A 25789-nucleotide genomic window follows, 5' to 3' on the forward strand; every position below is an offset into this window, starting at 1 on the left:
TATGGTCAAATACCCACATAACTTGCTTCGTAAGCCAGCCACACAATCAACGAATCGTATTAAAAAAACAACGGATTTTGCTAATCGTGGAATGAGCTTTGAAGCGGCAATCAATAAAACCAATGATTACTACCTATCACATGGTATAGCAGTCATCCACAAAAAACCGACACCTGTTCAAATCGTTAAAGTTGACTATCCTAAAAGAAGTCGAGCCAAAATCGTGGAAGCTTACTTCCGGCAAGCATCTACAACCGATTACTCAGGAGTCTATAAGGGACATTATATTGACTTTGAAGCCAAGGAAACTCGTCAAAAAGCAGCCATGCCTATGAAAAATTTCCATGCTCACCAAGTCAAGCACATGCAACAAGTCCTTGATCAAGATGGTATATGCTTTGTACTCCTACATTTTTCAACACTCAAGCAAACCTATCTGCTACCCGCTAAAGAGTTGATCTCCTTTTATCAGATAGACCATGGTAGCAAATCTATGCCACTTGATTATATCAAAAAAAGGGGCATAGAACTTGAGCAAGGTGCTTTCCCACAGGTTCCTTATCTAGCTACTATTGATCACTATTTTTTAAATGAAAGTAAAGACGTATGAACAAAAATAATTTTATTTCCTCTCTTAAAAGTCGAATTGGGAAACGTGTTCCCGAAGAGCCAGGCCGTTCTCGTTCTAATTACAGGTCATTGTCTCGAAAGCAAAGAATCCTAAAGATTGCCAAGTATGCTTTTGGTATTCTTTTCTCCTTGCTCTTGGTTGTTTTGATTGCCGGTGGTCTCTTATTTACCTACTATATCAGTACAGCTCCTGCTCTATCTCAAAAACAGTTGGTGGCGACTAATTCTAGCATCCTCTATGACAAGGACAATAATAAAATTGCCGACCTAGGGGCTGAAAAGCGAATCAGCGCTAAGACAGATACGATTCCTGTCAATTTGGTCAATGCCATCACAGCTATTGAAGACCACCGTTTCTATAAACACCGTGGTGTTGATATTTATCGTATCATCGGTGCCGCTTGGAACAACCTTATTAGCTCAAGTACTCAAGGTGGATCGACTCTAGACCAACAGTTGATCAAGCTAGCTTATTTCTCAACTGATAATTCTGACCGAACCTTGAAGCGTAAGTCTCAAGAAGCCTGGTTGGCTATCCAAATGGAGAGAAAATACAGCAAAGAAGAAATCTTAACATTCTACGTCAATAAGGTTTACATGGGAAACGGATACTATGGTATGCAGACAGCAGCCAATGGCTACTATGGTAAAACCCTAACAGATCTATCCATTCCTCAATTAGCGCTCTTGGCTGGTCTTCCAAACGCTCCAACTCTCTATGATCCTTATGTCAATCCTGAGCAATCCAAAAAACGCAGGGATACCGTCCTTTCTGAAATGTATGAGGTCGGTAGTATTGATAAAAGCACCTATGACAAGGCAGTTGCAACACCTATCGATGATGGTCTAATCCCTCAAACCAAAAAATCAAGCTATGATGCCTACCTAGATAATTACATTAAGGAAGTCGTCAAGCAAGTTTCTGACAAAACAGGAGCTGATGTTTATAGCGCTGGTCTCAAAGTCTATACCAACGTCGATACTGATGCACAAAAACAACTCTATGATATTATCAACAGCGATGATCATGTAGCCTATCCAGATAAGAAACTTCAAGTCGCTTCTACCGTTGTTGATGTATCCAATGGTAATGTGGTTGCCCAAATAGGGGCTCGCCATCAAGGACAAGGTGTATCCATGGGAACCAACCAAGCTACACTAACCGATCGTGACTGGGGTTCTACCATGAAACCCATCACTGATTATGGCCCTGCTCTAGAGTATGGCGTCTATAATTCAACAGGAGCTTCCATTGATGACAGCCCTTATAACTTCCCTGGAACAGGAACGCCTGTCTACAACTGGGACCGCAAATACCAAGGCAACATTTCGATTGAAACAGCTGTCCAGCAATCTCGTAACGTCCCAGCCGTCAAAACACTGGAAGCTGTCGGTCTCGACAAGGCCAAAAATTTCTTAGGCGGTCTTGGCATTGAATATCCTGATTTAGTTTATGCTAATGCCATTTCAAGTAATACGAGCAGTTCAGACCAAAAGTATGGTGCTAGCTCTGAAAAGATGGCAGCAGCCTATGCAGCCTTCTCAAACGGCGGAACCTACTATGAACCACTCTACATCAATAAAGTTGAATTCAGTGATGACACCGACCAAACATTCTCCTCACCAGGTAAGCAAGCTATGTCTGAAGACACAGCATACATGATGGTCGATATGCTAAAATCTGTCCTCGATGGTGGTACCGGTGCAGGTGAGAAAGCCAATGTAGCAGGAGCTATCAACGCCGGTAAGACAGGAACATCCAACTATTCTGATGATGAACTGTACCAAGTCGAATCTAAGACCGGAGTCTACAGTGACTCTGTCGGGACTATGGCACCAGACGAAACCTTTGTCGGAATCACTCCAATGTATTCTATTGCTGTATGGACAGGGTATAAGGATCGACTCACACCACTCTATGGTTCTAACCTCGATATTGCAGCTTTGGTCTACAGCTCAATGAGTAGCTATCTCTTTGAAACAGATGGCAGTGGCTCAGATGACTGGACCATGCCAGCAGGAGTCTACCGCTCTGGTTCCTTTATCAGCAAGAGCGGTTATCAAGCTAGCTTTAGCTCATCATCCAGCTCAGATTCATCTGGTTCTTCATCTTCTAGCTCACAAAGCGGTAATGATACTTCTCAATCCTCCAGCTCCCAAGCACAAGAGTCATCATCTAGCTCATCTAATCAGGACGACGGTGAAGAGGAAGAGGAAGATCAAGCTGAGCCAGAATCATTCGAATAAAAAAATTCGGGAAATCCCGAATTTTTTTATTGATTACATCCAAGCAAGTGCCCCCATTGGATCCCAAGGAGCAAGAATAGTTGGCTCAGATTCATAAGCAGCTAGCTCCTCCGCCGTTAACAAATCTTTACGGATAACGATCTGGTAGGTATACTCATCCATCCAAGCATCTGTAGCTACAAAATAACCATCCTTACCAACTTTGTCTCCCCATGAATTTTCAACCTTCCATTTTAGAGGATGTCCCTTTTCATCGAGATCAACTCCTGTCAAAACCATAGCATGAGTCATCAAACTCTCGCTGTAATCTAGGCGCCCAGCCTTATCTTGGACTAAAGCAATATCTAGGCCCTGCTCAAAATCATAGAGACCTTGAGCCATCAATCCTGCCTGACGATCACTAATTTGACCAACATCAGATCCAAACCAAACGGTTTCACCCGCCTTCATTTGTGCGATAGCCAACTCTTTAAACCGTTTCATATCTAAGTTGATATAGCGAACAGGACGACTACCAACAACATTACCAAGAAGCTCAACAGTATAAGATTTACCAAAAGGCTTATCAGCTGTTGGAGCATTGATAACAGAGACATAATCATCCAATTTTATCCCAACATACTTATCATAAAATTCCTGAGGAGTAATCGCCACATCTTTGTGGAAGTTCCCATCTTGATCACGATAAGCAAAGTCAAACTGACGTGGTGGTAATCCGAGATTAACAGCCAAAAAATTAAAGATTTCTTGGAGAAGTTCCTTTTTTCTAGCTTCTACAGTGTCTCTATCCTCACCAGAAGTCATCAGCTCACGCAGAATTTGAGCATCCTGCCGCAAAATTTTATTAAGGTATTGGTTGAGTTCACGACTATTGCTTGATGATACAGACTCAGGATAGACAGACTGGGGAACAACACCATATTTCTCAAAGAGAGAGACAACCATGTCCCACTGACCACCATCTTGTTGAGGCACATCGAGCAAGAATTTCACCTTACGACTTCCTAAGTCTTGATCAGCTGTTGCAATAATTTGCTCCAAGAACCAGTTTGATTTTTCATACTTATCCCAGAAAAAAGTATGAGCCTGTGAGAGTTCAAAATTTTCCAGTTTAAACTCAGATATCAACTTATGACGAAAAGTATTGAGGGCAGCAAACATCCAACAACGACCAGATTGTTTTTGATTAGCTACCTTATCATTTGTCAAATCAATAGAAAAAGCAAAATCATTTTGACTAACCAGCGCACGATTCTCTAAACTCTTGAGCAAACCAGCATTGGTCACAGCATTTTCAAGCGAACGGTATTTAGGATTAGCTTCAAAATCAGCAAATAACTTATCTGTAAAACTTTGATCAATTTTTGACATAGGATTCTCCTTAATGCATGTGATATAAATCATTATAGTACTTATCTTAGAATATGCAAGACTACTAAAAAGTTCCCCCTATAGCTTCATGTGACTATCTGGTGGTCACCGTCCACTATAAAGGGAACTCTATCTATAGGATCCTTTGCTGATTGATTCAGTTAGCAAAAAATCTAAAGTTGACTATCGCTTATTTAGCGATTTTTGCGAAGTATTCAAGCGTACGAACCAATTGTGAAGTGTAAGACATTTCATTGTCATACCATGCAACAGTCTTAACCAATTGTGTACCGTCTGCGCCTTCAGTAACCTCTGTCTGAGTAGCGTCAAACAATGAGCCAAATGACATACCAACGATGTCTGATGAAACAATCTCATCAGTGTTGTAACCATAAGATTCATTAGCTGCTGCCTTCATAGCTGCATTAACATCGTCAACAGTAACTTTCTTGTCAAGAACTGAAACCAATTCAGTCAGTGATCCCGCTGTAATTGGAACACGTTGAGCATGTCCTTGCAACTTACCATTCAACTCTGGCAAGACAAGACCAATAGCTTTAGCCGCACCTGTTGAGTTTGGAACAATGTTAGCTGCCGCTGCACGAGCACGACGGAAATCACCCTTACGATGTGGACCGTCAAGAATCATTTGGTCTCCAGTGTAAGCATGGATTGTTGTCATAGTACCAGCTTTGATGCCGAAGTTCTTGTTCAAAGCATCTGCTAATGGTGCAAGACAGTTAGTTGTACATGAGCCAGCTGAGATAACTGTTTCAGTACCATCAAGGATATCATGGTTAGTGTTGAAGACGATAGTCTTAACATCATTACCACCAGGTGCAGTAATGACAACCTTCTTAGCACCACCATCGTGCAAGTGTTTTTCAGCAGCTTCCTTAGTGGCAAAGAAACCTGTCGCTTCAAGAACGATTTCAACACCATCGTTAGCCCAGTCAATTTGTTCTGGGTCACGTTCTGCTGAAACTTTGACGAATTGACCGTTGACTTCAAAACCACCGTCTTTTACGTCAACAGTTCCGTCAAAACGACCTTGTGTTGTATCATATTTCAGCAAGTGTGCAAGCATTGCTGGGTCTGTAAGGTCATTGATGCGAGCTACTTCAACACCTTCAACGTTTTGGATACGACGGAAAGCCAAACGTCCGATACGTCCGAATCCGTTAATACCAACTTTAACTACCATATGACATGTCCTCCTTATATAAGGCCAGAAAACTGGGAACAAGTCCCCCTACATATGTAAAAGTGTAACCTAAACGATTACTAACCCCTTTACGCCTTCATTATAGTCCAACTCTATTTAAAATCCCAACTATTTGCTTATTATTTTCTAAAACTTTTAAAATAAGTCAACCATCACTATCATCCAAGATGCAACCTTACTTTACCATATACAAAAAAGAGGCTGAGATAAAAGTTCTCAACCTCTTTTAGATTAAAGGCTTGTTAAGGCCTTAATCTTTTTTACCTTTATAGTAAGCCAAATTCATCGCTACTGCAAGGGATACAACCCCCATACCAAAGGCTACTAGACCGTAACTATCATCACCAGTCTCTGGCAAACCAGATTCTGACTGCTGAGGAGTTGATACTGAAACTTTCCCCTTAGGCTTATTCGCAGTAGGAATTTCAGGATCAGGTTTTGTAGTAACTTCGGTAACGTAGTTCTTATGCCATTCTACCACTGGAACCTCTGGTTCAACTGGTGGTACCGGCTCATTTGGAACAACAACCACAATAGTTGTCGGTGGTGTTGGTTCCGTTGGCGGCGTTGGCTCATTCGGTTCTGTTGGTTCTTCTGGAACCTCAATGATCACCTTAGTTGGTGGCGTTGGTTCCGTTGGCGGTGTTGGCTCATTTGGTTCCGTTGGCTCATTTGGAACCTCAACGATCACCTTAGTTGGTGGCGTTGGTTCCGTTGGCGGCGTTGGCTCATCTGGGACAGATGGAATATCTACCACTGGTTTAACCTCTGGTGCCGTTGGTGGAGTCGGTGGCGTTGGTTCATCTGGGACAGATGGAATATCTACCACTGGTTTAACCTCTGGTGCCGTTGGTGGAGTCGGTGGCGTTGGTTCATCTGGGACAGATGGAATATCTACCACTGGTTTAACCTCTGGTGCCGTTGGTGGAGTCGGTGGCGTTGGCTCATCTGGGACAGATGGAATATCTACCACTGGTTTAACCTCTGGTGCCGTCGGTGGAGTCGGTGGCGTTGGCTCATCTGGGACAGATGGAATATCTACCACTGGTTTAACCTCTGGTGCCGTTGGTGGAGTCGGTGGCGTTGGCTCATCTGGGACAGATGGAATATCTACCACTGGCTTAACCTCTGGTGCCGTTGGTGGAGTCGGCGGAGTCGGTTCACTTGGAACTGGTGGAATATCCAACTTAGGTGTTGGTGTTACCGGAGTCGGTGGCGTTGGCTCCGTCGGCGGTGTTGGCTCATCAGGAACATCAAGGGTTGGTTTATCCGTTGGCTCCGTCGGTGGGGTCGGTGGCGTTGGCTCCGTCGGTGGGGTTGGAACTGTCACCGTTTTTGGTGTTGGTGGCGTTGGTGGCGTTGGTTTTTCTGGTGCCTTTGGCTCCTCTCCCGGATCCTTAGGGAATCCGACATTAGAGTTAATAGCAAACCAATAAACCGTCGGCTGACCTTCAGCGTTAGCACCAGTTGCAGTAAAGACTAAATGACCATCTGTCATCTTAACCCCTGCACCACCATAATAAAGATATGGAGAGTCAGCATCATCCCAACCGCGTAAGGTAGGGGTTGTCTCACCATTAAAGACAGCACCATGTTCGATATACTGGTTGTCTTTTTCTGATGTCACTTCCTTGGTAGCTGGATTATAGGTGACACTTGAGTTTGGAATAGCGACAAACTCTTTATCACCGATATTAACAAACTCTTGGTGCTTGATCGATTGGAATTTCTTCCTAGGCGTAAAGGTAATCAAGCCAGAAGCTGGATCAACCACATAGCTGCCCAAAACATCGTCTTGATCACCAAATTTATATTCTTCAAGTCCCGTTGAGTGACCATTTCCGCCACCTGAAGCATAAACTGAATTACCAAAAACAGGTGTTTCTTTTTCTATAAACCAACTGCCATTCCAACCAGCTTTTTGAGCAATGATCTTAAGCGGGTTAGACTCTGAAATGTTGACAGTCTTGTCGCCGAAATCAGCATAACCTGACTTGACAACTGGCGCACCATTATTCAGATTAGGTGAACTGCCATCCGCATAAGGATTCCAAGTCCCACGAACGGTATTGCCGTTAACATCTTTTGCTTCTAAAAGCAATTCACGTGGTTTATCAGAACCATTAGCATAAGCGGCACCATCCCAGTGGTTGAGAGAGTTGAGGGCAACGATAGCCTTACGTTGAGAAAGGTCATACATATCACCATTTTCATCGTAAAATTCAACATCAACTGCAACCTTGATTGGCTCATTAGCTTTGTCAGTCGACGCACCAACCGTTAGGGTAATCGTTGGATCGGCATCAACCTTAGCGATCCCTTTACCATCATTAGATGGCAAGTTGAGAATCTCATAACGATAGATGACACGGCTAATATCACGCTCAACGCCATCAACAATCATCTTAGACTTAGAAAGACCATCGTAGGTAACAGAGAACTTATCTCCAACCTTGATGCTCAACCATTCAGCTTCATCATTGGCATAAGGGCTTGTGCTGACAACATCATCATTTCCCAGTTTATTAGAGTCATACTGCTTAACGCCGCCATCATTGGCTAGGCGTTGTTGCGCAGCTCGAGTCACATAAGAGCTGATACCATCAATCTTGTGAGTCGCACTAGGTTCACGCAAGAAAGTCAATTCTTGGGCTGCTTGCGTCTGGGTCAAACCAGTATCAGCCAAGAATTTATCATAAGCTTCTTTAGCGTTTTCATACTGCTTCAGAGCAGTTTCATATTCTAGAAGCTTAGTATTGTAATCAATTGTATCTTTTTCAAACTGCTCTTTATCAGCATTATACTTAGCTTCTGCTTCCACATTCGCCTTATCAGCTGCTTCTTTTTCAGCTACTTTAGCGTCATATTCAGCCTTATCAGCATCGTACTTAGCCTTGGCCTGATCATACTCAGCTTTTTTAGCATCGTATTCAGCCTTGGCTGTATTGTAAGCATCCCATGCTGCTTGATTGTCTGCTTGGATCTGCGCGTTTTGCGCTTCTACTGCGGCCTTGTCCGCTAGTGCTTTGTTGTAAGTTTCAAGATCTTTTTGGTACTGCTCTTTTGCAGCTTCATAAGCAGCTTGTGCTTGTTCGTACTGGGCTTGCGCTGCTGCGTTATCCGCTTCAATCTGCGTATTCTTAGCTTCAACGTCAGCTTTATCTGCTACCGCTTTATCATAAGCTGCCTTGTCTTGCTCGTACTGGGCTTGCGCTGCTTCATAAGCGGCTTGTGCTTGCTCATAGGCTGCTTGCGCTGCCGCGTTATCCGCTTGGATCTGCGTATTCTTAGCTTCAACGTCAGCTTTATCTGCTACCGCTTTATCGTAAGCTGCCTTGTCTTGCTCGTACTGGGCTTGCGCCGCTTCGTACGCTGCTTGCGCTTGCTCATAGGCTGCTTGCGCTGCTGCGTTATCCGCTTGGATTTGCGTATTTTGCGCTTCTACAGCTGCCTTATCTGCTACTGCTTTATCGTAAGCAGCTTTATCTTGTTCGTATTTAGCTTGAGCTGCTTCATAAGCGGCTTGCGCTTGCTCATAGGCTGCTTGCGCTGCTGCGTTATCCGCTTGGATTTGCGTGTTTTGAGCTTCCGCTGCGGCCTTGTCCGCTACAGCTTTATCATAAGCTGCCTTGTCTTGCTCGTACTGGGCTTGCGCCGCTTCATACGCTGCTTGGGCCTGCTCATAGGCTGCTTGCGCTGCCGCGTTATCCGCTTGGATTTGCGTGTTTTGCGCTTCCGCTGCGGCCTTATCTGCTGCCGCTTTATCATAAGCTGCCTTGTCTTGCTCATACTGGGCTTGCGCTGCTTCATAAGCGGCTTGCGCTTGCTCATAGGCTGCTTGCGCTGCCGCGTTATCCGCTTGGATTTGCGTGTTTTGAGCTTCCGCTGCGGCCTTATCTGCTACTGCTTTATCGTAAGCAGCTTTATCTTGTTCGTATTTAGCTTGAGCTGCTTCATAAGCGGCTTGCGCTTGCTCATAGGCTGCTTGCGCTGCTGCGTTATCCGCTTGGATTTGCGTGTTTTGCGCTTGCGCTGCGGCCTTGTCCGCTACAGCTTTATCATAAGCTGCCTTGTCTTGCTCGTACTGGGCCTTAGATTGATTATAAAACGACAAAGCAGTCTCATAAGCTAATTGATTGGCAGCATTGATCTGATCAGCTTCTGCTTTTTCAGCTGTCTTAGTATCGAAATCTGCCTTATCAGTATCATACTTAGCCTTGTCTTGGTCGTACTGGGCCTTATCTTGCTCGTACTGTGCCTTCGCAGTATTGTAGGCCGCTAGGGCTTCTTGATACTTAGCTTCTGCCTCCGCATTCGCCTTGTCAGCTGCTGCTTTTTCGGCTGTCTTAGTATCAAAATCTGCCTTTGCTAGCTCATATTTTTTCTTATCTTCATGATATTGCGCCAACAAAGCATCGTATTTACTCTTTTCGGCATTATAAGTTGCCAAAGCTTCCTGATACTTGACTTCATTTTCTGCATTAATACGATCAGCTTCTGCCTTTTCAGCTACTTTATTGTCAAATTCAAGCTTACTTTTATTGTAATTCTCAACAGCTTGCTGATACTGAGCCTTAGACACCTGATACTCATTCAACGTTGTATTAATAGCTTGAGCCTGAGCCTCATTATCAGCTATAGCAGCTTCTACAGATGGTTGATTTTTAGGAGCTGTCTCCTTCACTTCAACACCTTCTTTTTCAGCTGCTTCCTTGGCTTGCTCCAACTCAGGAGATACTACTTCAGATGTTGTCACAGTAGTATTACCTTGCTGATCCTCACTAACCACACGAACCTCATCAGACTCAGTCTGAGCAGGTGTAGAGCTAGAACCTGTCGCTTGAGCTGCCGAACTCTCTTGATTAGAGCTGTTTTCAGCAGCTGTTGAAGCCACCGTACCAGAATTAACTTCATCAGCTTTTACTGAACCGTTACCGATAGCAAATAGAGCTGTCCCCAACAAAACAGAGGCTGCTCCAAAGCTATATTTTCTAATCGAAAAACGCTGTTTTCTATTCATTTTTAATTCTCTCCAACACTATTATTCTTCTCTAAAAGTACATCACAACTACTACATACTCATATCATAGCAAAATTATTGTAATCTTCAAGAACTTTATCCTTAAGATTAAACTTTTCATAGTAGTAACTATCGATACAACGAAACCATATGGACCAAATAGCCAGTAGAAAGAGCAATCTCATCAATCCGATGGCAAGAGCAGGTTTTTAAGATGCTTTTGATAGTCTTGTGATACTTCAATCTTTTCAATCCTATTAATAGCAACTAATTCCGACTGGCGCTTAGCCAGTTCCGCCTGCCACTTTTCATGAAAATCTTTAGAACCATACTTGTCTTTCACTAGTGTGTCCATGATATTAACCGTATCAATATAGGCGATAGCCTGAACACGCAAGTCATCATTTTTAAAAGGCTTTGACTCAAATTCCTTGATCTGGTCCAATTCTTTGCCAACCATTGTGCGGTATTCTTCTTTAGAATAATGCTTATGAGAAAGCGTATCGGTGTAAGACCATTGATCTTCCAACCCATGGGCAACCGCACTAACAAATTGCTTGTCATAATAAGTCACATAGTGATTAACCGATAATAGGTATAAACGACTACTCAACCCTATTAGGACAATAACAATTCCAAGCGTCAATAGCATTATTTTTCTACTAGTTATAAACTTCTTATTCAGCTAAAAACCCTCCCATTAAAAACATTTAACGCTATAATACACAGTTTAAGACAGTGGAATAAAATTCCTTGCGCTCAACTGATACTAGCAGCCTCCTTTACAGCATTAGACATCTCTAAAACTGTAATAAGGTAGAAAGCGTTACAGCTACCAAAATATGATGAGACTGCCTCTATCCCCCAGTTTATTATCATACACAAGTATGTTTAAAATTACCTAATACTTCCGTATTTATTCTGAATTTTATGAAATCTATAAGGTAAGCTGATGTCAATCCTTTCTTTAAACAAACAATAATTAGAAAGACAGATATTATGACAATAAGTGATATTTTTGAATTCAATAGCAAAAATGATATAATGAGCAGGAGATTCATGCTACAGCCACGTCAACTACGATGCCTTCATGACCTCAAATGGAATCTGGAAAATCAGAGTCTCTCTGGAGCCAGTACTTATTAGGTGTTAATACTGAAATAATAAAATAGCTCTATACGAAAGGAAACTATTAATCTTATGATGAATATGCAGTCAATGATGAAGCAAGCACAAAAGCTACAAAAGCAAATGGAACAAAAACAAAGCGAGCTAGCTGCCCAAGAATTTATCGGCAAGTCAGCTCAGGATCTGGTTGTAGCAACTTTGACAGGCGATAAAAAATTAGTCGCTATTGACTTTCAAGAAGCTGTCGTTGATCCAGAAGATCTGGAAACCTTATCCGACATGACCGCCCAAGCTGTCAATGACGCCCTTGCTCAAATTGACGAAGCGACAAAAAAATCAATGGGCGCTTTTGCTGGTAAATTACCATTTTAAACCTATAAAAAACGAGACCTTAAAGTCTCGTTTTTCTTATTTTTCTTTCACTATTTCTAGACAATAGGACTTTTGGTGGCAGTGAGGACAGGTTAGTTTGCGGGTACGTGGGGTGTGACCTGCAATGGCAAACTCTCTAAAATCAGGAGTAAAAACCTGATGGCAGTTTGGGCAGAGATAAACAAGCCCTCTTTGCCGGTGCAGAATCCAAGCAGTTAAGGAAACAATAAAGACTGGTATGGCACCAAAGCTCAACCATCTCGTTTTTAGGAAATAGCCATCGATAACCTCGACAGCGATGTAAATCGCTATCATGAGTATAATAACAGCATTGGTTTTTAAAAAATAGCGACGCCATTGATCTTGTGTTTTCATTTTTATGGACATGTCTCTCAATTTTTCAATGGATGAGTTCGTTTGTTGGCTAAGTGATTTCTTAAGACGATTTGCCTTATCCAATTTTTCTTTTTGAGACTGGATACCTGAATCAAGATGATGAATGTGATCCTCCAGCAAAAGACTAAGCACTTGATTGGCATTATCTTCTAATAAGATTTTCTTAATCTGTTCGATCGAAAAATCTATTTCTCGTAGGAAACTGATGACCTCAAGACGCTGACGATCCTTTTCCGAATACAGCCGTCGTCCACCTTCTGATAGTTCAGTCGGTGGTAAGATTCCTCTTTGGTCGTAGTATTGAACAGTCCTCACAGAGACGCTTGCTAATTTTGCCAACTCTCCTGTTGAATACAATTGAGACATGCTTACCTCCTTTAGCGTGTTTTTTGTAAAATCATTGCTTCTTATGTGCACACATTCAATTGATTTACACCCATAATGTACTTTATTACCTTAGGTCATATGCAAGTCCTAACGCAAGGTGATTTTTTATTTTTTCAATTTTTTTGGGGTATTAATTGACAATCTTGTCAATCCAGTAGATCGTCAAGAGCTGCAAAAGGATTGTCTGTACTAGCTACTTCTTGAGTTTCAAGATAGGACTTATTATTGTCAAATTCTAGGAAAGCCTCATAGACGCTCGCCGTCATGCGAGCATCTTCCAAACTATCGTGGCCATGCCCTTTGATCCCTAAAAAGTCAGCAACACTGGTTAATTTAAGATTGATAATCCCATTTAAATCGGTACTTCTACGCTCAAAGGCTTCATCATACACATCAACCACATACTGCTCTGTCAGATCAAGCCCGTTAGCTATCAATATAGGCAAATCAGACTTGAGAGCATTGTAGCCAATGAGCGGTGTCTTCCCAACAAAGGTAGCAAAATCAGCTATAACCGTCTCGATTTTGGGAGCATTCGCAATTTTTTCAGCGGTAATCCCAGTCAAACCATTGATAAAGCTCTGTAGAGGTACTTCCGAGTACACATAAGAGTCAAAGGCATCGACTTCCCTATGATCCTTATATTTAACAGCTGACACTTGAATGATATGACTAATATCATCTACCGTATTAAACTCTAGATCAAATGCAATATAATCTTTTAAAACCTTCATAACAACCATCCTTTCAATAAAAAAAGAAGAGTTCCTCAACTCCTCCTTCATTGCTATTAGCGACCAAAAAGGCGCTGAAAAAATCCTTTTTTCTGATTCATTTGTATTTCTTCAACTTGTGTACGAGCTTCGTCTAATTCTAATTTAAGATTCTCACTGTCTTGCATAGCAGTCAAAGTCAACTGTTGCTGCTGGTCCAGTTGCTTATCTTTCTCAGCAATCTGAACGTCCTTGATCCCCAGCTGTTCATTCATAGCAGATAGCTGCTCATCTTTGGCTTTTAGCTGATGGTAAAGTCGTGTGATTTCAGCATTTTTCTCATCTACCAAAATTTCCATTAACTCACGTTGCTGAGTCTCTTCACTAACAGGCTCATCCTCAAAAATAGTTTTTTTATAGATTTCCTCGAGCTTAATCAAGCCGCCACGATTAACAACCGTTACGCCCTTTTCATTTTTATCAACAAACTCCTCAGGAAGTGACTTAACACGATTATTAACGGCCTGGCGACTGACACCAAGTATCTCAGCTAATTCACTGACTGTTTTTTCAATAGCCATATCATCCTCTTTTATCCGAAAATTCTTATAAAATAGTATCATAATGGCCTTTTACTGTCAATTTATAGGAAAAATCCCTCCAGTAAGCACAAAAAGAAAGGGAGCTGGGACAAAAGTCTCAAACTCCTTCAATCTATTAAACTAAAATCATAAGTCCTTATTTAAATTTTATAACTCCCAATTTATATAAAACAATTACAAGTACAATAATTGAAATAAGGGCAAATGCAGCAATAATAACATATCTCATATCAACCACCTGAAATCACAATAATGCCAGCCCCTCAGCTACGCCTAGAGCAGCGCCTCCAAGAGCGAATACACTTCCAACACCCAGGCTATCGGAAATTTCTAAAACAACTAAAATCACTCACAGCTCCATACTATCATTTAAACGTTTTATAAGCAGGCCTTTACTGACCAATTCGATTTCAATTCTTAACATATCAAAAAAAGACTAAAATTTCTGCTTTTTTCATTTTAATCGAGCTGCCTATCTGTCGGCTTACAAGAAAAACTAAGGTGTTGGGACTAGTTGCCTCTTCTCATTGCTCTTAATTAAAATCAGCCGAGGACTCTCTAACTATTAGCAATAATCATCAAGTCTGGTTCCAGTAACTATCCCATGGTATAATACTCTTATGACACATTATGATACTATCGTAATCGGAGGCGGTCCTGCTGGTATGATGGCCACTATTGCCTCTTGCTCCTATGGACTCTCTACCCTCCTGATCGAAAAAAATAAGCGCTTGGGTAAAAAATTAGCCGGCACAGGTGGCGGCCGCTGTAATGTCACAAACAGCGGAACACTAGAAGACCTTATGGACGGCATTCCCGGAAATGGCCGCTTCCTTTACAGCGTTTTTTCCCAATTTAACAACCATGATATTATTCAATTTTTTGAAGATAATGGCACTCCTCTTAAGGAGGAAGATCACGGTCGTATGTTCCCAACAACAGATCAATCACGCACCATCATCCAAACCCTGGAAGGTAAGATCAAGGCGCTAAACGGACAGATTCAAACGGGCATCGAAGTTCTTTCAGTCAAAAAAGACGAGGGACGTTTTATCCTTCGTACTCCAGAACAGACGCTAAGCTGCGACAAACTCATCGTCACAACCGGTGGTAAATCCTATCCGTCTACTGGATCAACCGGATTTGGTCATGACATTGCTCGCCATTTTAAATTAGAAGTAACTCCTCTCGAAGCAGCAGAAAGTCCACTCCTAACCGATTTTCCCCACAAGGCCTTACAAGGTATTTCCCTCACTGACGTCACCCTGAGCTGTAACAAGCACAAAATCACACACGACCTACTATTTACCCACTTTGGTCTATCTGGGCCTGCTGCTCTGCGCTTATCCAGTTTTGTATCCGGCGGGGAACTAGCACATCTGGATCTACTTCCCAATAAAAGCATAAAGCAAATCATAGAATTACTAGAGAAAAATCGAGAAAAGTCTGTCAAAAACACCCTGAAACAATTGCTGCCTGAGCGCTTAGCAGACTTTCTCAGCCAAGACTACCCTGAGAAGGTCAAACAGCTCAATCACCAAGACATAGACAAACTGACCGCCTCTATCAAAGAACTTCCCATAAAGATTACTGGTAAGATGTCCCTAGCCAAATCCTTTGTCACCAAGGGAGGCGTTGATTTAAAGGAAATCAATCCTAAAACACTGGAAAGTAAAAAAGTACCTGGACTTCACTTTGCTGGCGAAGTCCTCGATATCAATGCCCATACAGGCGGTTTCAATATCACATCCGCCCTATGTACCGGCTGGGTAGCAGGTTCAATCCATTAAAAGGATGTTCAAAAATTCTCATCCTTATTTGGTCAATTTTATTTGCTAGGCGCAGTGGTTGATTGGCGGTCCTTATCCCTTGCTAAGCAAGTGATAGCGACCAGCCTAATCAACTTTGCGGAGGTGGGACAACAAAATCAAAACCGTGATTTTCTCACGGTTTATTGATTTTTGTCCCACTCTCTTTAAAGCACTTCTTTTAGAGCATTGATATCTTCTTGTGTCGTAGACCAGCTAGTTGCCAAACGAATAACCGTATGAGACTCATCATAGGGTTCCCAATAACTGTAAACCACTTTCTCTGCCAGATCCCCAAGATCTTCATTCTTAACAATGATAAACTGCTGATTAGTTGGAGACTCATAGTAAAATCGATAACCTTTATCATTTAGAACAGAGCGAAGCTGCTTGGCATAACCAATAGCTTCTCTACCGATTTTTGTATACAAGTCATCTTTAAAGAAGGCATCAAATTGAACACCTATGACTCGTCCCTTGGCTAAAAGGGCACCATGTTGCTTGACCTGGGTCACAAAATGCTTGGGTTCATTTTTCTTCGTGAATACCACAGCCTCACCTATAAGAGAACCTAATTTTGTCCCACCGATATAAAAGACATCTACCAATTCTGCCAGGGTAGGCAAGTCCACATCATTTTCAGGAGAGCCTAAAGCGTACCCTAGACGAGCACCATCAACGTAGAGAGGGAGGCTGTAAGAACGACAGACTTGACTGATTAATTCCAGCTCATGGCGACTATAAAGCGCCCCATACTCTGTCGGCTGCGAAATATAAACCATCCCAGGAAAAACCATATGCTCATGATTGCCATCAGCATAAAAAGTTTTCAGATAATCCTCCACATCCTCAGCCTTTATTTTACCGTGTTCTTGCGGAAGGGGTAGCACTTTATGTCCCGTAAACTCAATAGCACCTGCCTCATGGCTTGCGATATGTCCTGTCTCCGCTGCCAACACACCCTCATACGGTGCTAACACAGTATCGATAACAACCTGATTAGTCTGAGTACCACCTGTCAAGAAAGTCACCTGGGCCTCAGGACAGTCACAAGCATTACGAATCTTTTCTGCTGCCAGCTCCGTATAACGATCCATCCCATAGCCTTCTAAATTTTCCTCATTAGTCTCAATTAAAGCCTGCAACAATCTAGGATGAACACCTTCATTATAATCATTTTCAAAATGTAGCATACCTACTCCTTACAAATCAGAAAAATCATACAACTGAGGATACTGATCACACTCTGGATTCTTAGGGTGACAAATTTCACGACCAAAAAGGATCATGGCCTGGTGAGCCGCTAACCACTCTTGCTCAGGTAAAACAGACATCACGTACTTCTCAATCTCAAGCGGCGTTGCAGATTTTTTAACCAAATCATGGTGCTTGCAGATCCTCTCCACATGCGTATCTACCGCAAATGCAGGAATACCAAATCCCACACTCATCACCACATTAGCAGTCTTACGACCAACACCAGCCAAACTTTCGAGTTCTTTTCTAGTCTGAGGGACTACTCCCTGAAAATCAGCGACTAATTGTTGCGCACATTTTTTCATGTATTTAGCCTTATTACGATAAAGCCCCAGACTTGATATATACCGAGCTAATTCAGTCTCACTAGCTTCTGCCATAGCCTCTGGTGTCGGAAAAGCCTCAAACAGAGCTGGTGTCACCTTATTAACAGCAGCATCTGTTGTCTGAGCCGATAACAAAACAGCTATAACCAATTCAAAATTATTTTTAAAATTCAAACTAGGCTGAGCGTCAGGATAAAGCGCAATAATCTCCTCAATAACCTTTTTCGCCCGTTTTTTCGATAAAACCATAACACTCACCTCAATATTAGTGTCCAAATAAAACAACCCGAATACATCAAAAATGGTTTAAGCAATCACTTATAACCGACTAGCCTCAGCCACCTTCCACCATAACAGATGCAGTTCCTAATCCCAAGCGTAAACCTTCTAGCTACCTTGCTCAAGGGGCTCGAAGGCAAGACTGGGCTTAGCATTGAGTGACAGATCCCCATACTGCTTGTTCTCATTCTCAATAACAGCCGCCAGAGCAATCATACCCGCATTATCACCACAGAGACGAAGAGGAGGAATAACCACTCTAACATCCTCTGAAATTTCCTGACTCAAACGCTCACGCAATCCTTGATTAGCAGCTACACCACCAGCAACAACCAAAGTTTCTACAGGATAGAGCGCCAAAGCCTTCTTGGTCTTAGCCATAAGAATATCAAGAACAGCTGCTTGAAAGGAAGCAGCCAAATCTTCTGTAGACAATACCTCACCTTTTTGCTGGGCATTATGATACAAATTAATAAAAGCTGACTTGAGACCTGAAAATGAAAACTCTAAATTATCTTCCTTAATCATAGCCCTAGGAAATTGATAAGTATCCTTACCTTTATGAGCTAGTTCATCAATTTCACGACCTGCTGGATAGCTCAAGCCCATCACTCGGCCAACCTTATCATAAGCCTCACCCACAGCATCGTCTCGAGTTTCCCCAATAATCTTATAGTTACCAGGCTCACTGACATAAACCAGTTCAGTGTGTCCCCCCGACACCAACAAGGCCATAAGAGGATAAGTCAAGGGACCTGACTCACGCGCCGCCATCAAATGACCAGCCATATGGTTGACAGGGATTAAAGGTAGACCATTGGCCCAAGCAAAAGCCTTGGCAGCAGCTATACCAACTAAAAGCGCTCCAACTAAACCAGGACCATAAGTCACAGCAACAGCACTCAAAGATTTTACATCAACGTCTGCTTCTTTTAAGGCCTCCTTGATACAAAGAGTAATCACCTCAACGTGATGGCGACTGGCCACCTCTGGAACAACACCGCCAAAACGCTTATGACTCTCCACCTGACTAGCAATAATATTACTTAAAAGCTCATTCTCATTTTTCAGAACAGCTACACTAGTCTCATCACAAGATGACTCAATAGCTAAAATATATCTATCTTCTGCCATAAAACTTTACTGATTCTTCATCGGAAAAAACAGCTTTCTCCTCACTTTCATCTAGCTTGACGTCTCATGATCAAGGCAGCCTCTATAGGATTATGGTAGTAGGCCTTACGCCTAGCCACCTCTTCAAAACCATGTTTACGGTAAAGATGATAAGCCTCTTGATTAGAGACTCTCATCTCAAGAAAAATGGCCTCCTCACGCTGGCTCAGATAAGATAAGAGCTTATCTGCCCTTCCTTGTCCTTGATAAGCTTGCTTAATAGCAATATTCGTTAATTCAAGCTCACCCGCCAAGTCTTGTACCGCCATAAAACCAACAATTTCTTGACCATCATAGCTAAAAAAATACTCGCTGCTGTCCTTGGCAAGATCATCTCGAACTTGCTGATAGGTCCAAGGGGACTCCCCGTAGACATCTTTTAAAATAGCATGAACAGCCTGACCATAATCCTCAATCCTCATCATACTTGCTTAATATAAGCTTCACTGCCATCTTCTTCATGATCTTTAAGCCAATTTTCCTCAGCTTCTACACGCTTGAGATAATTAGGGACAAAACGATCCACATCCTGTGCTGGCAATTCCGCACCCAAACGACCAATAAAGCTAGCATTAGGCAAACTTGGCAAGATTTTAGCGTCTGGTAACTCTTGAATAATCTGTTCTTTAAAACCGTCCACTTCACCTACAAAAGTCACATCTGAGTAGGCCTTAGCTCGCTCAATTACCTCAAGCATAGAAGCATGCCCTTCGGGCTCTACCAACTGGTACTTTTCATTATAAAATCCAGCGTAAACATTGTTACGTCTAGCATCCATCAAGGGAATCAGCACACCAGAAATATGAGTATGACCACCAACTAAAGCTAGTAGACTCGAGACACCAACCAAATCCACATCTAACGTATAGGCCAAAGTCTTGGCAGTTGCCACCGCCACACGCAGACCAGTATAAGATCCAGGTCCTTGCGCTACAACTATACGCTCCAAATCGCTGGGCGCCCAACTAGCCTGAGCCATCAAAAACTCAATGGTCGGCATCAGACTAATACTATGATTCTTTTTTACCGTCAATGTCAAATCCGCAATCAGGGCCCCATCTTCCAAAAGCGCCACCGACAAAGCCTGACTAGACGTATCAAATGCTAATAATTTCATGAACTTCCTCTTAATGATTCCACATAGAACGCTCTTTCAATTTTTTTTCATAAGATGTCCCTGCAATAAAGGCTTTAAAGATCTCACTAAGTCTTTCAAAGTCAATGTTTTCCCCTAACAGATGTTGATCATACTGGGTTCTTATCTCTAGAATTTTAGGAATTAAGGTTTCCCCCTCAGGCGATAAGAATAAAAGACTAGCTCTTCGATCTTTTTCAGATATTTCCTTGGTAACAAGTCCCTTTTTAATGAGAGAGCTAACTAAGCGACTAGGACTTCTTTCCTCACAAATTAATAAGTCACCTAGTTCTTTTAAAGATAAAGGACCGTACTCTTGAAGAACAAGAAGAACCTCACTCTGATTGGGCGTTATATGCAAAGGCGCCAACAGATGAATTAACTCTTTATTCACTATGTTTTCAACACTTTTAAACATATACCTAAAACGAACTATTTCGTGTACTGACATAATTTTTCCTTTTATTTCAATCTCTTACTATTGTACAACAGATTAAGTAAATTGTTGACAATAAAATAGTTAAAAACTAGAATAGAAGAAAATAGATGACATGTCATCTATTTTAAAATTCATTAAAAGGAGATTTCTCATGAATACGATAACTCCCTCTCGAACCATTAAACACGCCTTTGTTACCGGAGCAACAGGACTTCTAGGAAATAACCTTGTCCGTGCTTTACTCAAAGAGAATATCCACGTTACGGCTTTGGTCAGGTCAATGGATAGAGCACAAAAACAATTTGGAGATCTTCCCATTCGTTTTGTTCAAGGAGATATTCTAGATCCAGAAAGCTATAAATCCCATCTACCTGATTGTGACAGCCTTTTTCACACAGCAGCTTTCTTTCGTGACAGCCATAAGGGTGGCAAACACTGGCAAGAACTCTACGATACTAATATCACAGGAACAAAAAATCTCTTGCAAGCTGCCTATGACGCTGGAATTCGACAAATCGTACACACCTCTTCTATTGCTGTGCTCAAAGGCCAGCCTAACCAGCTCATTGATGAGACAATGTCTCGCAGTCCCGATACCAAAATAGAATACTATCGCAGTAAAATTCTTAGTGAAAATGCCGCTAAAGATTTTCTGGCCAAACACTCCGATTTGTTTTTGACCTTTGTGCTTCCGGGATCTATGTATGGTCCTGGTGATATGGGACCAACCTCTACAGGCCAGATGATTTTAAATTATATGCAAGGGAAAATTCCAGGGATTATCAAAGCTAGCTACAGTGTAGTTGATGCCAGAGATGTGGCAGATATCCATATCCGAGCTATGAAATATGGACGCAAAGGCGAACGCTATTTAGCTGCTGGTCAATACATGACCATGCAGGAACTAATGAATACTCTAGAATCAGTCACAGAGATTCCTGCTCCTAAAAGAAACATTTCCCGTCCTCTGCTGAAAACCCTCGCCATGTGGAATGAAATCTATCATTCCATCACCAGAAAACCCGTCCTAGTCAGTAAAGATTTAGTAGATCTCTTTGCTGAAGAATACCAGCGCACCCACTTTGATAACACCAAGATGGAGATGGAACTAGGTGGAAACTTCCGACCAGTTGAAGAGACAATGGTAGATACCATCAAATGGTATCGTAATCACGGCTATTTAAATTAAACAAAATAAAAACAGCACCTATGAATGAACCTCACCCTATTTATTGGATTGTGTATCCAACTTTTTAGGAGGCAATTCATAATGTACTGTTTTTTTATATTTCAAATAAATCAACTAATTGTGTATGTAAGAGACCATCTACAGTATAGCTTTCCATCTCTGGCGCATTAGCTAAGAAAAACGGATGGTTAACATGTGCTTCAAAAGCATCATGATCTTTCCATTTTTCAACGAAAGCATAATCACTATCACTATCCACAACTTTGCCACAATCATAGTGCAAACAGCCTGAATGAGTATTCGATTCTGTCACAAAACGACTAGCAATAGCTTCGAATTCCGCCACTCTATCAGGTTTTACATGACATAATGTATAACAACCAACTGCCATATGAATTCCCCCTTTCATCGAAATTCACTCAAGTCTATACTAATAGACAAGCATTGTAAAGTAAAAACCTAACCTAATATCAGGGACTCTTCTCATTCTCCTTTTACGAATAAAAGGATTTGTGGTACAATGTTAGTAATTATAAACAGTTCAGGTCAATTTTATTACACTAGACAATTTTATAGAAGAGTAGAAGTTATCAAAGTTGGACCAGGTAAGCTGACTTTGATTTCTTTCGTGTAACCGACCTTGACATTGCAGAAAGGAAACCTTATGATTTACAAAGTTTTTTATCAAGAAACAACTGATCGCAGTCCTCGTCGCGAATCAACACAAACCCTTTACCTAGACATCGATGCTACGACAGAGCTAGAAGGTCGCATCAAAGCTCGTAAGCTCATCGAAGACAATACCACCTACAATATCGAATTAATCGAGTTACTATCAGATAAACACCTTGAATATGAAAAAGAAACAGGTGCTTTTTCACTAACGGAGTTCTAATATGTCAAACATCAATTTAAAACCGGAAGAAGTTGGTGTCTACGCCATTGGTGGTCTCGGAGAAATCGGTAAAAACACCTACGGTATCGAGTATCAAGATGAGATTGTCATCGTTGATGCTGGTATTAAATTTCCAGAAGATGACCTCCTAGGTATCGACTACGTTATTCCTGATTATTCTTATATTGTTGAAAATGTTGACCGCATTAAGGCTCTAGTTATCACCCATGGTCACGAAGACCATATTGGTGGTATTCCATTTTTACTAAAGCAGGCCAATATCCCTATCTATGCAGGCCCTCTAGCCTTAGCTCTCATTCGTGGTAAACTCGAAGAACACGGTCTTCTACGTGATGCCACTCTCTACGAGATCAACGCAAATACTGAATTAACCTTTAAAAATCTGAGTGTTACTTTTTTCCGTACCACCCACTCTATTCCAGAACCCTTAGGGATCGTTATCCATACACCTCAAGGAAAGATTGTCTGTACCGGAGACTTCAAGTTTGACTTTACCCCTGTAGGTGAGCCAGCTGATCTCCATCGTATGGCTGCCCTTGGTGAGGAAGGAGTGCTATGCCTGCTCTCTGACTCAACCAATGCTGAGATACCGACCTTTACTAATTCTGAAAAAGTCGTTGGACAATCTATCATGAAGATTATCGAAGGCATTCACGGACGCATTATTTTCGCTTCCTTTGCCTCCAATATCTTCCGTCTCCAACAAGCTGCTGAAGCTGCTGTAAAGACAGGGCGTAAGATTGCTGTTTTTGGTCGCTCCATGGAGAAAGCCATCGTCAATGGTATCGAACTTGGTTATATCAAAGTGCCAGATGGTACATTTATCGAGCCCAATGAGATCAAAGACTACCACGCTAGTGAAATCATGATTATGTGTACAGGTAGCCAAGGAGAATCCATGGCAGCCTTAGCACGTATCGCAAATGGTACCCACCGCCAAGTGACCCTGCAACCTGGCGATACGGTTATCTTCTCATCCAGCCCAATTCCAGGTAATACCACAAGCGTGAATAAACTCATCAACACCATTCAGGAAGCTGGTGTTGAGGTTATCCATGGTAAGGTCAACAATATCCACACATCTGGACACGGTGGTCAGCAAGAACAAAAACTCATGCTACGCCTCATTAAGCCAAAATTCTTCATGCCCGTTCACGGAGAATATCGTATGCAGAAGGTTCATGCTGGTCTAGCAGAGGATACAGGCGTTCCACGTGATAATATCTTCATTATGGAAAATGGGGATGTGCTAGCACTTACCAGTGATTCAGCCCGTCGTGCTGGCCATTTCAATGCACAAGATATCTATGTCGATGGTAATGGTATTGGCGATATCGGGACAGCAGTCCTACGTGACCGCCGAGATCTTTCAGAAGATGGGGTTGTCCTAGCTGTTGCGACTGTCGACTTCAAGTCCAAAATGATTCTTGCAGGACCAGATATTCTCAGTCGAGGATTTATCTACATGAGAGAATCAGGTGATCTTATCCGTCAAGGACAGCGTGTACTCTTTAATGCAATCCGTATTGCACTTAAAAATAAAGATGCTAGCATTCAAAGTGTCAATGGTGCCATCGTCAACGCCCTACGCCCATTCTTATATGAGCAAACAGAGCGTGAACCCATCATTATTCCGATGGTGCTAACACCAGATAACAAAGATTAAGCAAAACAGTCTGAGACTTAAATCTCAGACTGTTTTTATTAGCCTAACACACTAAAATCCTCACAAAATAATCAAGAGCAAGCAAAAGGCTGAAATCTGTAAAAAACAAATCTCAGCCTTAATTTATTCAAAACATTAACACTTTAAGTTAGTACAAGTCTAAATAAGTTTCAATTTCCCATTGAGATACAAAAGCAGCATAGCTTGACCATTCAAGGCGTTTAGCCTCAACAAAATTAGAATAGATGTGATCCCCAAGAGCTGCCTTAACCACATCATCTTCCTGAAGAGCCTTAACAGCATTGTGAAGAGTAGATGGCAAATCACGAATACCAGCAGCTTCACGCTCATCCTCTGTCATAATATAAATATTTGACTCTACAGGAGCCGGAGCTTCAATCTTATTAACAATACCATCCAGACCAGCTTCTAATAAAACAGCTAAAGCCAAGTAAGGGTTGGCTGTAGGATCGACAGAGCGCAACTCCAAACGTGTCCCCATACCACGTGAGGCTGGTACTCGAATCAATGGTGAGCGATTTTGTCCCGCCCAGGCAATGTAGACAGGAGCTTCATAACCTGGCACCAAACGCTTATAAGAATTTACAGTTGGATTAACGATAGCTGTGTAATTATAAGCATGTCGCATCAATCCACCTAGGAAATAGTAAGCCTCCGAAGATAACTCCATCCCCTTAGGATCTTCCGGATCAAAGAAAACATTCTTCCCTTCTGCATTAAATAGAGACATGTTACAGTGCATCCCTGAACCATTGATACCAAACTTAGGCTTTGCCATAAAGGTAGCATACAGACCATGCTTACGAGCAATTGTTTTAACAACCAACTTAAAGATTTGAATGTTATCACAGGCCTGTAAAACATCACTGTATTTGAAATCAATTTCATGTTGACCGACCGCTACTTCATGATGGCTAGCCTCAACTTCAAAGCCCATTTGGGTCAAGACATTGACAATCTCACGTCTGGTATTATCAGCTAAATCTGTTGGAGCTAGATCAAAGTAGCCCCCCTTATCATTAACTTCCAGAGTAGGGTTATCATTATCATCCATCTTAAACAAGAAAAACTCAGGTTCAGGACCTAGATTAAAGGATTGAAAACCGAGATCCTGCATATGCCTTAGCGCACGTTTAAGATTACCACGTGGATCCCCTGCAAAAGGTTCACCCTGTGCGGTATAAATATCACAGATCAAGCCAGCTACTGCTCCATTTTCTCCCCCCCAAGGAAAGACTGTCCATGTATTCAAATCAGGATATAAGTACATATCAGATTCATTAATACGTACAAATCCTTCTATTGAAGATCCATCGAACATTGCTTTATTAGATAAGACCTTGTCTAATTGCTCATCTGTAGCTGGAATTTCAACATTCTTCAGCGTTCCAGCTATATCAGAAAACATCAGACGTAAAAAAGTAACATTTTTCTCTTTGACTTCGCGACGGATATCGTCGACAGTGATAGACATGGCAGCCTCCTTTTC

General features: G+C 41.9%; 22 protein-coding genes. 7 read left to right on the plus strand and 15 right to left on the minus strand.

What is annotated here, in order from left to right:
• The first annotated feature begins 1 nt into the window (after position 1).
• Both recU and pbp1a read left to right on the plus strand, forming a co-directional pair.
• Entirely contained in the window at positions 2–610 is a 609-nt protein-coding gene (gene recU, locus AC4HAI_RS07830) for a Holliday junction resolvase RecU (RefSeq protein ID WP_491111136.1), read from the plus strand.
• Positions 607–2877 (plus strand): penicillin-binding protein PBP1A, encoded by a 2271-nt coding sequence (gene pbp1a, locus AC4HAI_RS07835; protein ID WP_491111138.1) that lies wholly within the window; start codon positions 607–609, stop codon positions 2875–2877. Before recU ends, pbp1a begins: the two co-directional genes overlap by 4 nt.
• Before the next feature lie 33 nt (positions 2878–2910).
• On the opposite strand, the gene pepC is transcribed toward pbp1a, so the two are convergent.
• The 4 genes from pepC to AC4HAI_RS07855 all read right to left on the minus strand — a co-directional run bounded on the left by pepC (position 2911) and on the right by AC4HAI_RS07855 (position 11106).
• Positions 2911–4248, minus strand: a complete 1338-nt coding sequence (gene pepC / locus AC4HAI_RS07840) for an aminopeptidase C (protein ID WP_491111140.1) — start codon at positions 4246–4248, stop codon at positions 2911–2913.
• A gap of 190 nt (positions 4249–4438) precedes the next feature.
• Entirely contained in the window at positions 4439–5452 is a 1014-nt protein-coding gene (gene gap / locus AC4HAI_RS07845; protein ID WP_491111142.1) for a type I glyceraldehyde-3-phosphate dehydrogenase, read from the minus strand.
• 271 nt (positions 5453–5723) lie between these two features.
• On the minus strand, positions 5724–10493 hold the full coding sequence (locus tag AC4HAI_RS07850; RefSeq protein ID WP_491111143.1) for a GbpC/Spa domain-containing protein: 4770 nt from the start codon (positions 10491–10493) through the stop codon (positions 5724–5726).
• Between the two features lie 184 nt (positions 10494–10677).
• A complete protein-coding gene (locus AC4HAI_RS07855; RefSeq protein ID WP_491111145.1) occupies positions 10678–11106 on the minus strand; it encodes a hypothetical protein in 429 nt (142 codons plus the stop codon).
• Positions 11107–11693: 587 nt separating this feature from the next.
• Here AC4HAI_RS07855 and AC4HAI_RS07860 point away from each other — a divergent pair.
• Positions 11694–11993 (plus strand): YbaB/EbfC family nucleoid-associated protein, encoded by a 300-nt coding sequence (locus tag AC4HAI_RS07860; RefSeq protein ID WP_491111146.1) that lies wholly within the window; start codon positions 11694–11696, stop codon positions 11991–11993.
• Between the two features lie 36 nt (positions 11994–12029).
• On the opposite strand, the gene AC4HAI_RS07865 is transcribed toward AC4HAI_RS07860, so the two are convergent.
• The 3 genes from AC4HAI_RS07865 to AC4HAI_RS07875 form a co-directional block, all read right to left on the minus strand.
• On the minus strand, positions 12030–12755 hold the full coding sequence (locus AC4HAI_RS07865; protein ID WP_491111148.1) for a MerR family transcriptional regulator: 726 nt from the start codon (positions 12753–12755) through the stop codon (positions 12030–12032).
• Between the two features lie 167 nt (positions 12756–12922).
• Positions 12923–13510, minus strand: a complete 588-nt coding sequence (locus tag AC4HAI_RS07870) for a 3'-5' exonuclease (protein ID WP_491111149.1) — start codon at positions 13508–13510, stop codon at positions 12923–12925.
• 56 nt (positions 13511–13566) lie between these two features.
• A complete protein-coding gene (locus AC4HAI_RS07875; protein ID WP_491079001.1) occupies positions 13567–14070 on the minus strand; it encodes a DUF536 domain-containing protein in 504 nt (167 codons plus the stop codon).
• 641 nt (positions 14071–14711) lie between these two features.
• Here AC4HAI_RS07875 and aao point away from each other — a divergent pair.
• Positions 14712–15881 (plus strand): aminoacetone oxidase, encoded by a 1170-nt coding sequence (gene aao / locus AC4HAI_RS07880; protein WP_491111151.1) that lies wholly within the window; start codon positions 14712–14714, stop codon positions 15879–15881.
• Positions 15882–16066: 185 nt separating this feature from the next.
• Here the strand turns inward: aao and AC4HAI_RS07885 are convergent, their stop codons facing one another.
• The 6 genes from AC4HAI_RS07885 to AC4HAI_RS07910 all read right to left on the minus strand — a co-directional run bounded on the left by AC4HAI_RS07885 (position 16067) and on the right by AC4HAI_RS07910 (position 20520).
• Positions 16067–17092 (minus strand): threonine aldolase family protein, encoded by a 1026-nt coding sequence (locus tag AC4HAI_RS07885; protein WP_491111153.1) that lies wholly within the window; start codon positions 17090–17092, stop codon positions 16067–16069.
• A gap of 9 nt (positions 17093–17101) precedes the next feature.
• Positions 17102–17731, minus strand: a complete 630-nt coding sequence (gene nth, locus AC4HAI_RS07890) for an endonuclease III (RefSeq protein WP_491111154.1) — start codon at positions 17729–17731, stop codon at positions 17102–17104.
• Between the two features lie 138 nt (positions 17732–17869).
• A complete protein-coding gene (gene tsaD / locus AC4HAI_RS07895) occupies positions 17870–18895 on the minus strand; it encodes a tRNA (adenosine(37)-N6)-threonylcarbamoyltransferase complex transferase subunit TsaD (RefSeq protein WP_491111156.1) in 1026 nt (341 codons plus the stop codon).
• Positions 18896–18942: 47 nt separating this feature from the next.
• On the minus strand, positions 18943–19356 hold the full coding sequence (gene rimI / locus AC4HAI_RS07900) for a ribosomal protein S18-alanine N-acetyltransferase (RefSeq protein WP_491111184.1): 414 nt from the start codon (positions 19354–19356) through the stop codon (positions 18943–18945).
• The gene (tsaB, locus tag AC4HAI_RS07905) at positions 19356–20051 is read right to left on the minus strand and encodes a tRNA (adenosine(37)-N6)-threonylcarbamoyltransferase complex dimerization subunit type 1 TsaB (protein ID WP_491111158.1); all 696 of its coding nucleotides are present in this window, start codon (positions 20049–20051) and stop codon (positions 19356–19358) included. Before tsaB ends, rimI begins: the two co-directional genes overlap by 1 nt.
• Before the next feature lie 10 nt (positions 20052–20061).
• Complete coding sequence (locus AC4HAI_RS07910; protein ID WP_491111160.1) at positions 20062–20520, minus strand: MarR family winged helix-turn-helix transcriptional regulator; 459 nt, start codon at positions 20518–20520, stop codon at positions 20062–20064.
• Between the two features lie 139 nt (positions 20521–20659).
• Here AC4HAI_RS07910 and AC4HAI_RS07915 point away from each other — a divergent pair, with 139 nt between their 5' ends.
• A complete protein-coding gene (locus AC4HAI_RS07915; protein ID WP_491111162.1) occupies positions 20660–21697 on the plus strand; it encodes an SDR family oxidoreductase in 1038 nt (345 codons plus the stop codon).
• 94 nt (positions 21698–21791) lie between these two features.
• Here the strand turns inward: AC4HAI_RS07915 and AC4HAI_RS07920 are convergent, their stop codons facing one another.
• Complete coding sequence (locus AC4HAI_RS07920; protein WP_491111164.1) at positions 21792–22088, minus strand: putative quinol monooxygenase; 297 nt, start codon at positions 22086–22088, stop codon at positions 21792–21794.
• 273 nt (positions 22089–22361) lie between these two features.
• Between AC4HAI_RS07920 and AC4HAI_RS07925 the strand changes: the two genes are divergently transcribed.
• Together AC4HAI_RS07925 and rnjA are read left to right on the plus strand one after the other, a co-directional pair.
• Positions 22362–22592 (plus strand): DNA-dependent RNA polymerase subunit epsilon, encoded by a 231-nt coding sequence (locus AC4HAI_RS07925; RefSeq protein ID WP_491078992.1) that lies wholly within the window; start codon positions 22362–22364, stop codon positions 22590–22592.
• 1 nt (position 22593) lies between these two features.
• A complete protein-coding gene (rnjA, locus tag AC4HAI_RS07930) occupies positions 22594–24279 on the plus strand; it encodes a ribonuclease J1 (RefSeq protein WP_491078991.1) in 1686 nt (561 codons plus the stop codon).
• Between the two features lie 148 nt (positions 24280–24427).
• Here rnjA and glnA read toward each other — a convergent pair whose 3' ends face one another.
• Complete coding sequence (gene glnA / locus AC4HAI_RS07935; protein ID WP_491078990.1) at positions 24428–25774, minus strand: type I glutamate--ammonia ligase; 1347 nt, start codon at positions 25772–25774, stop codon at positions 24428–24430.
• Between the last annotated feature and the right edge of the window lie 15 nt (positions 25775–25789).

The sequence above is a fragment of the Streptococcus sp. ALY_208 genome (assembly GCF_058314295.1).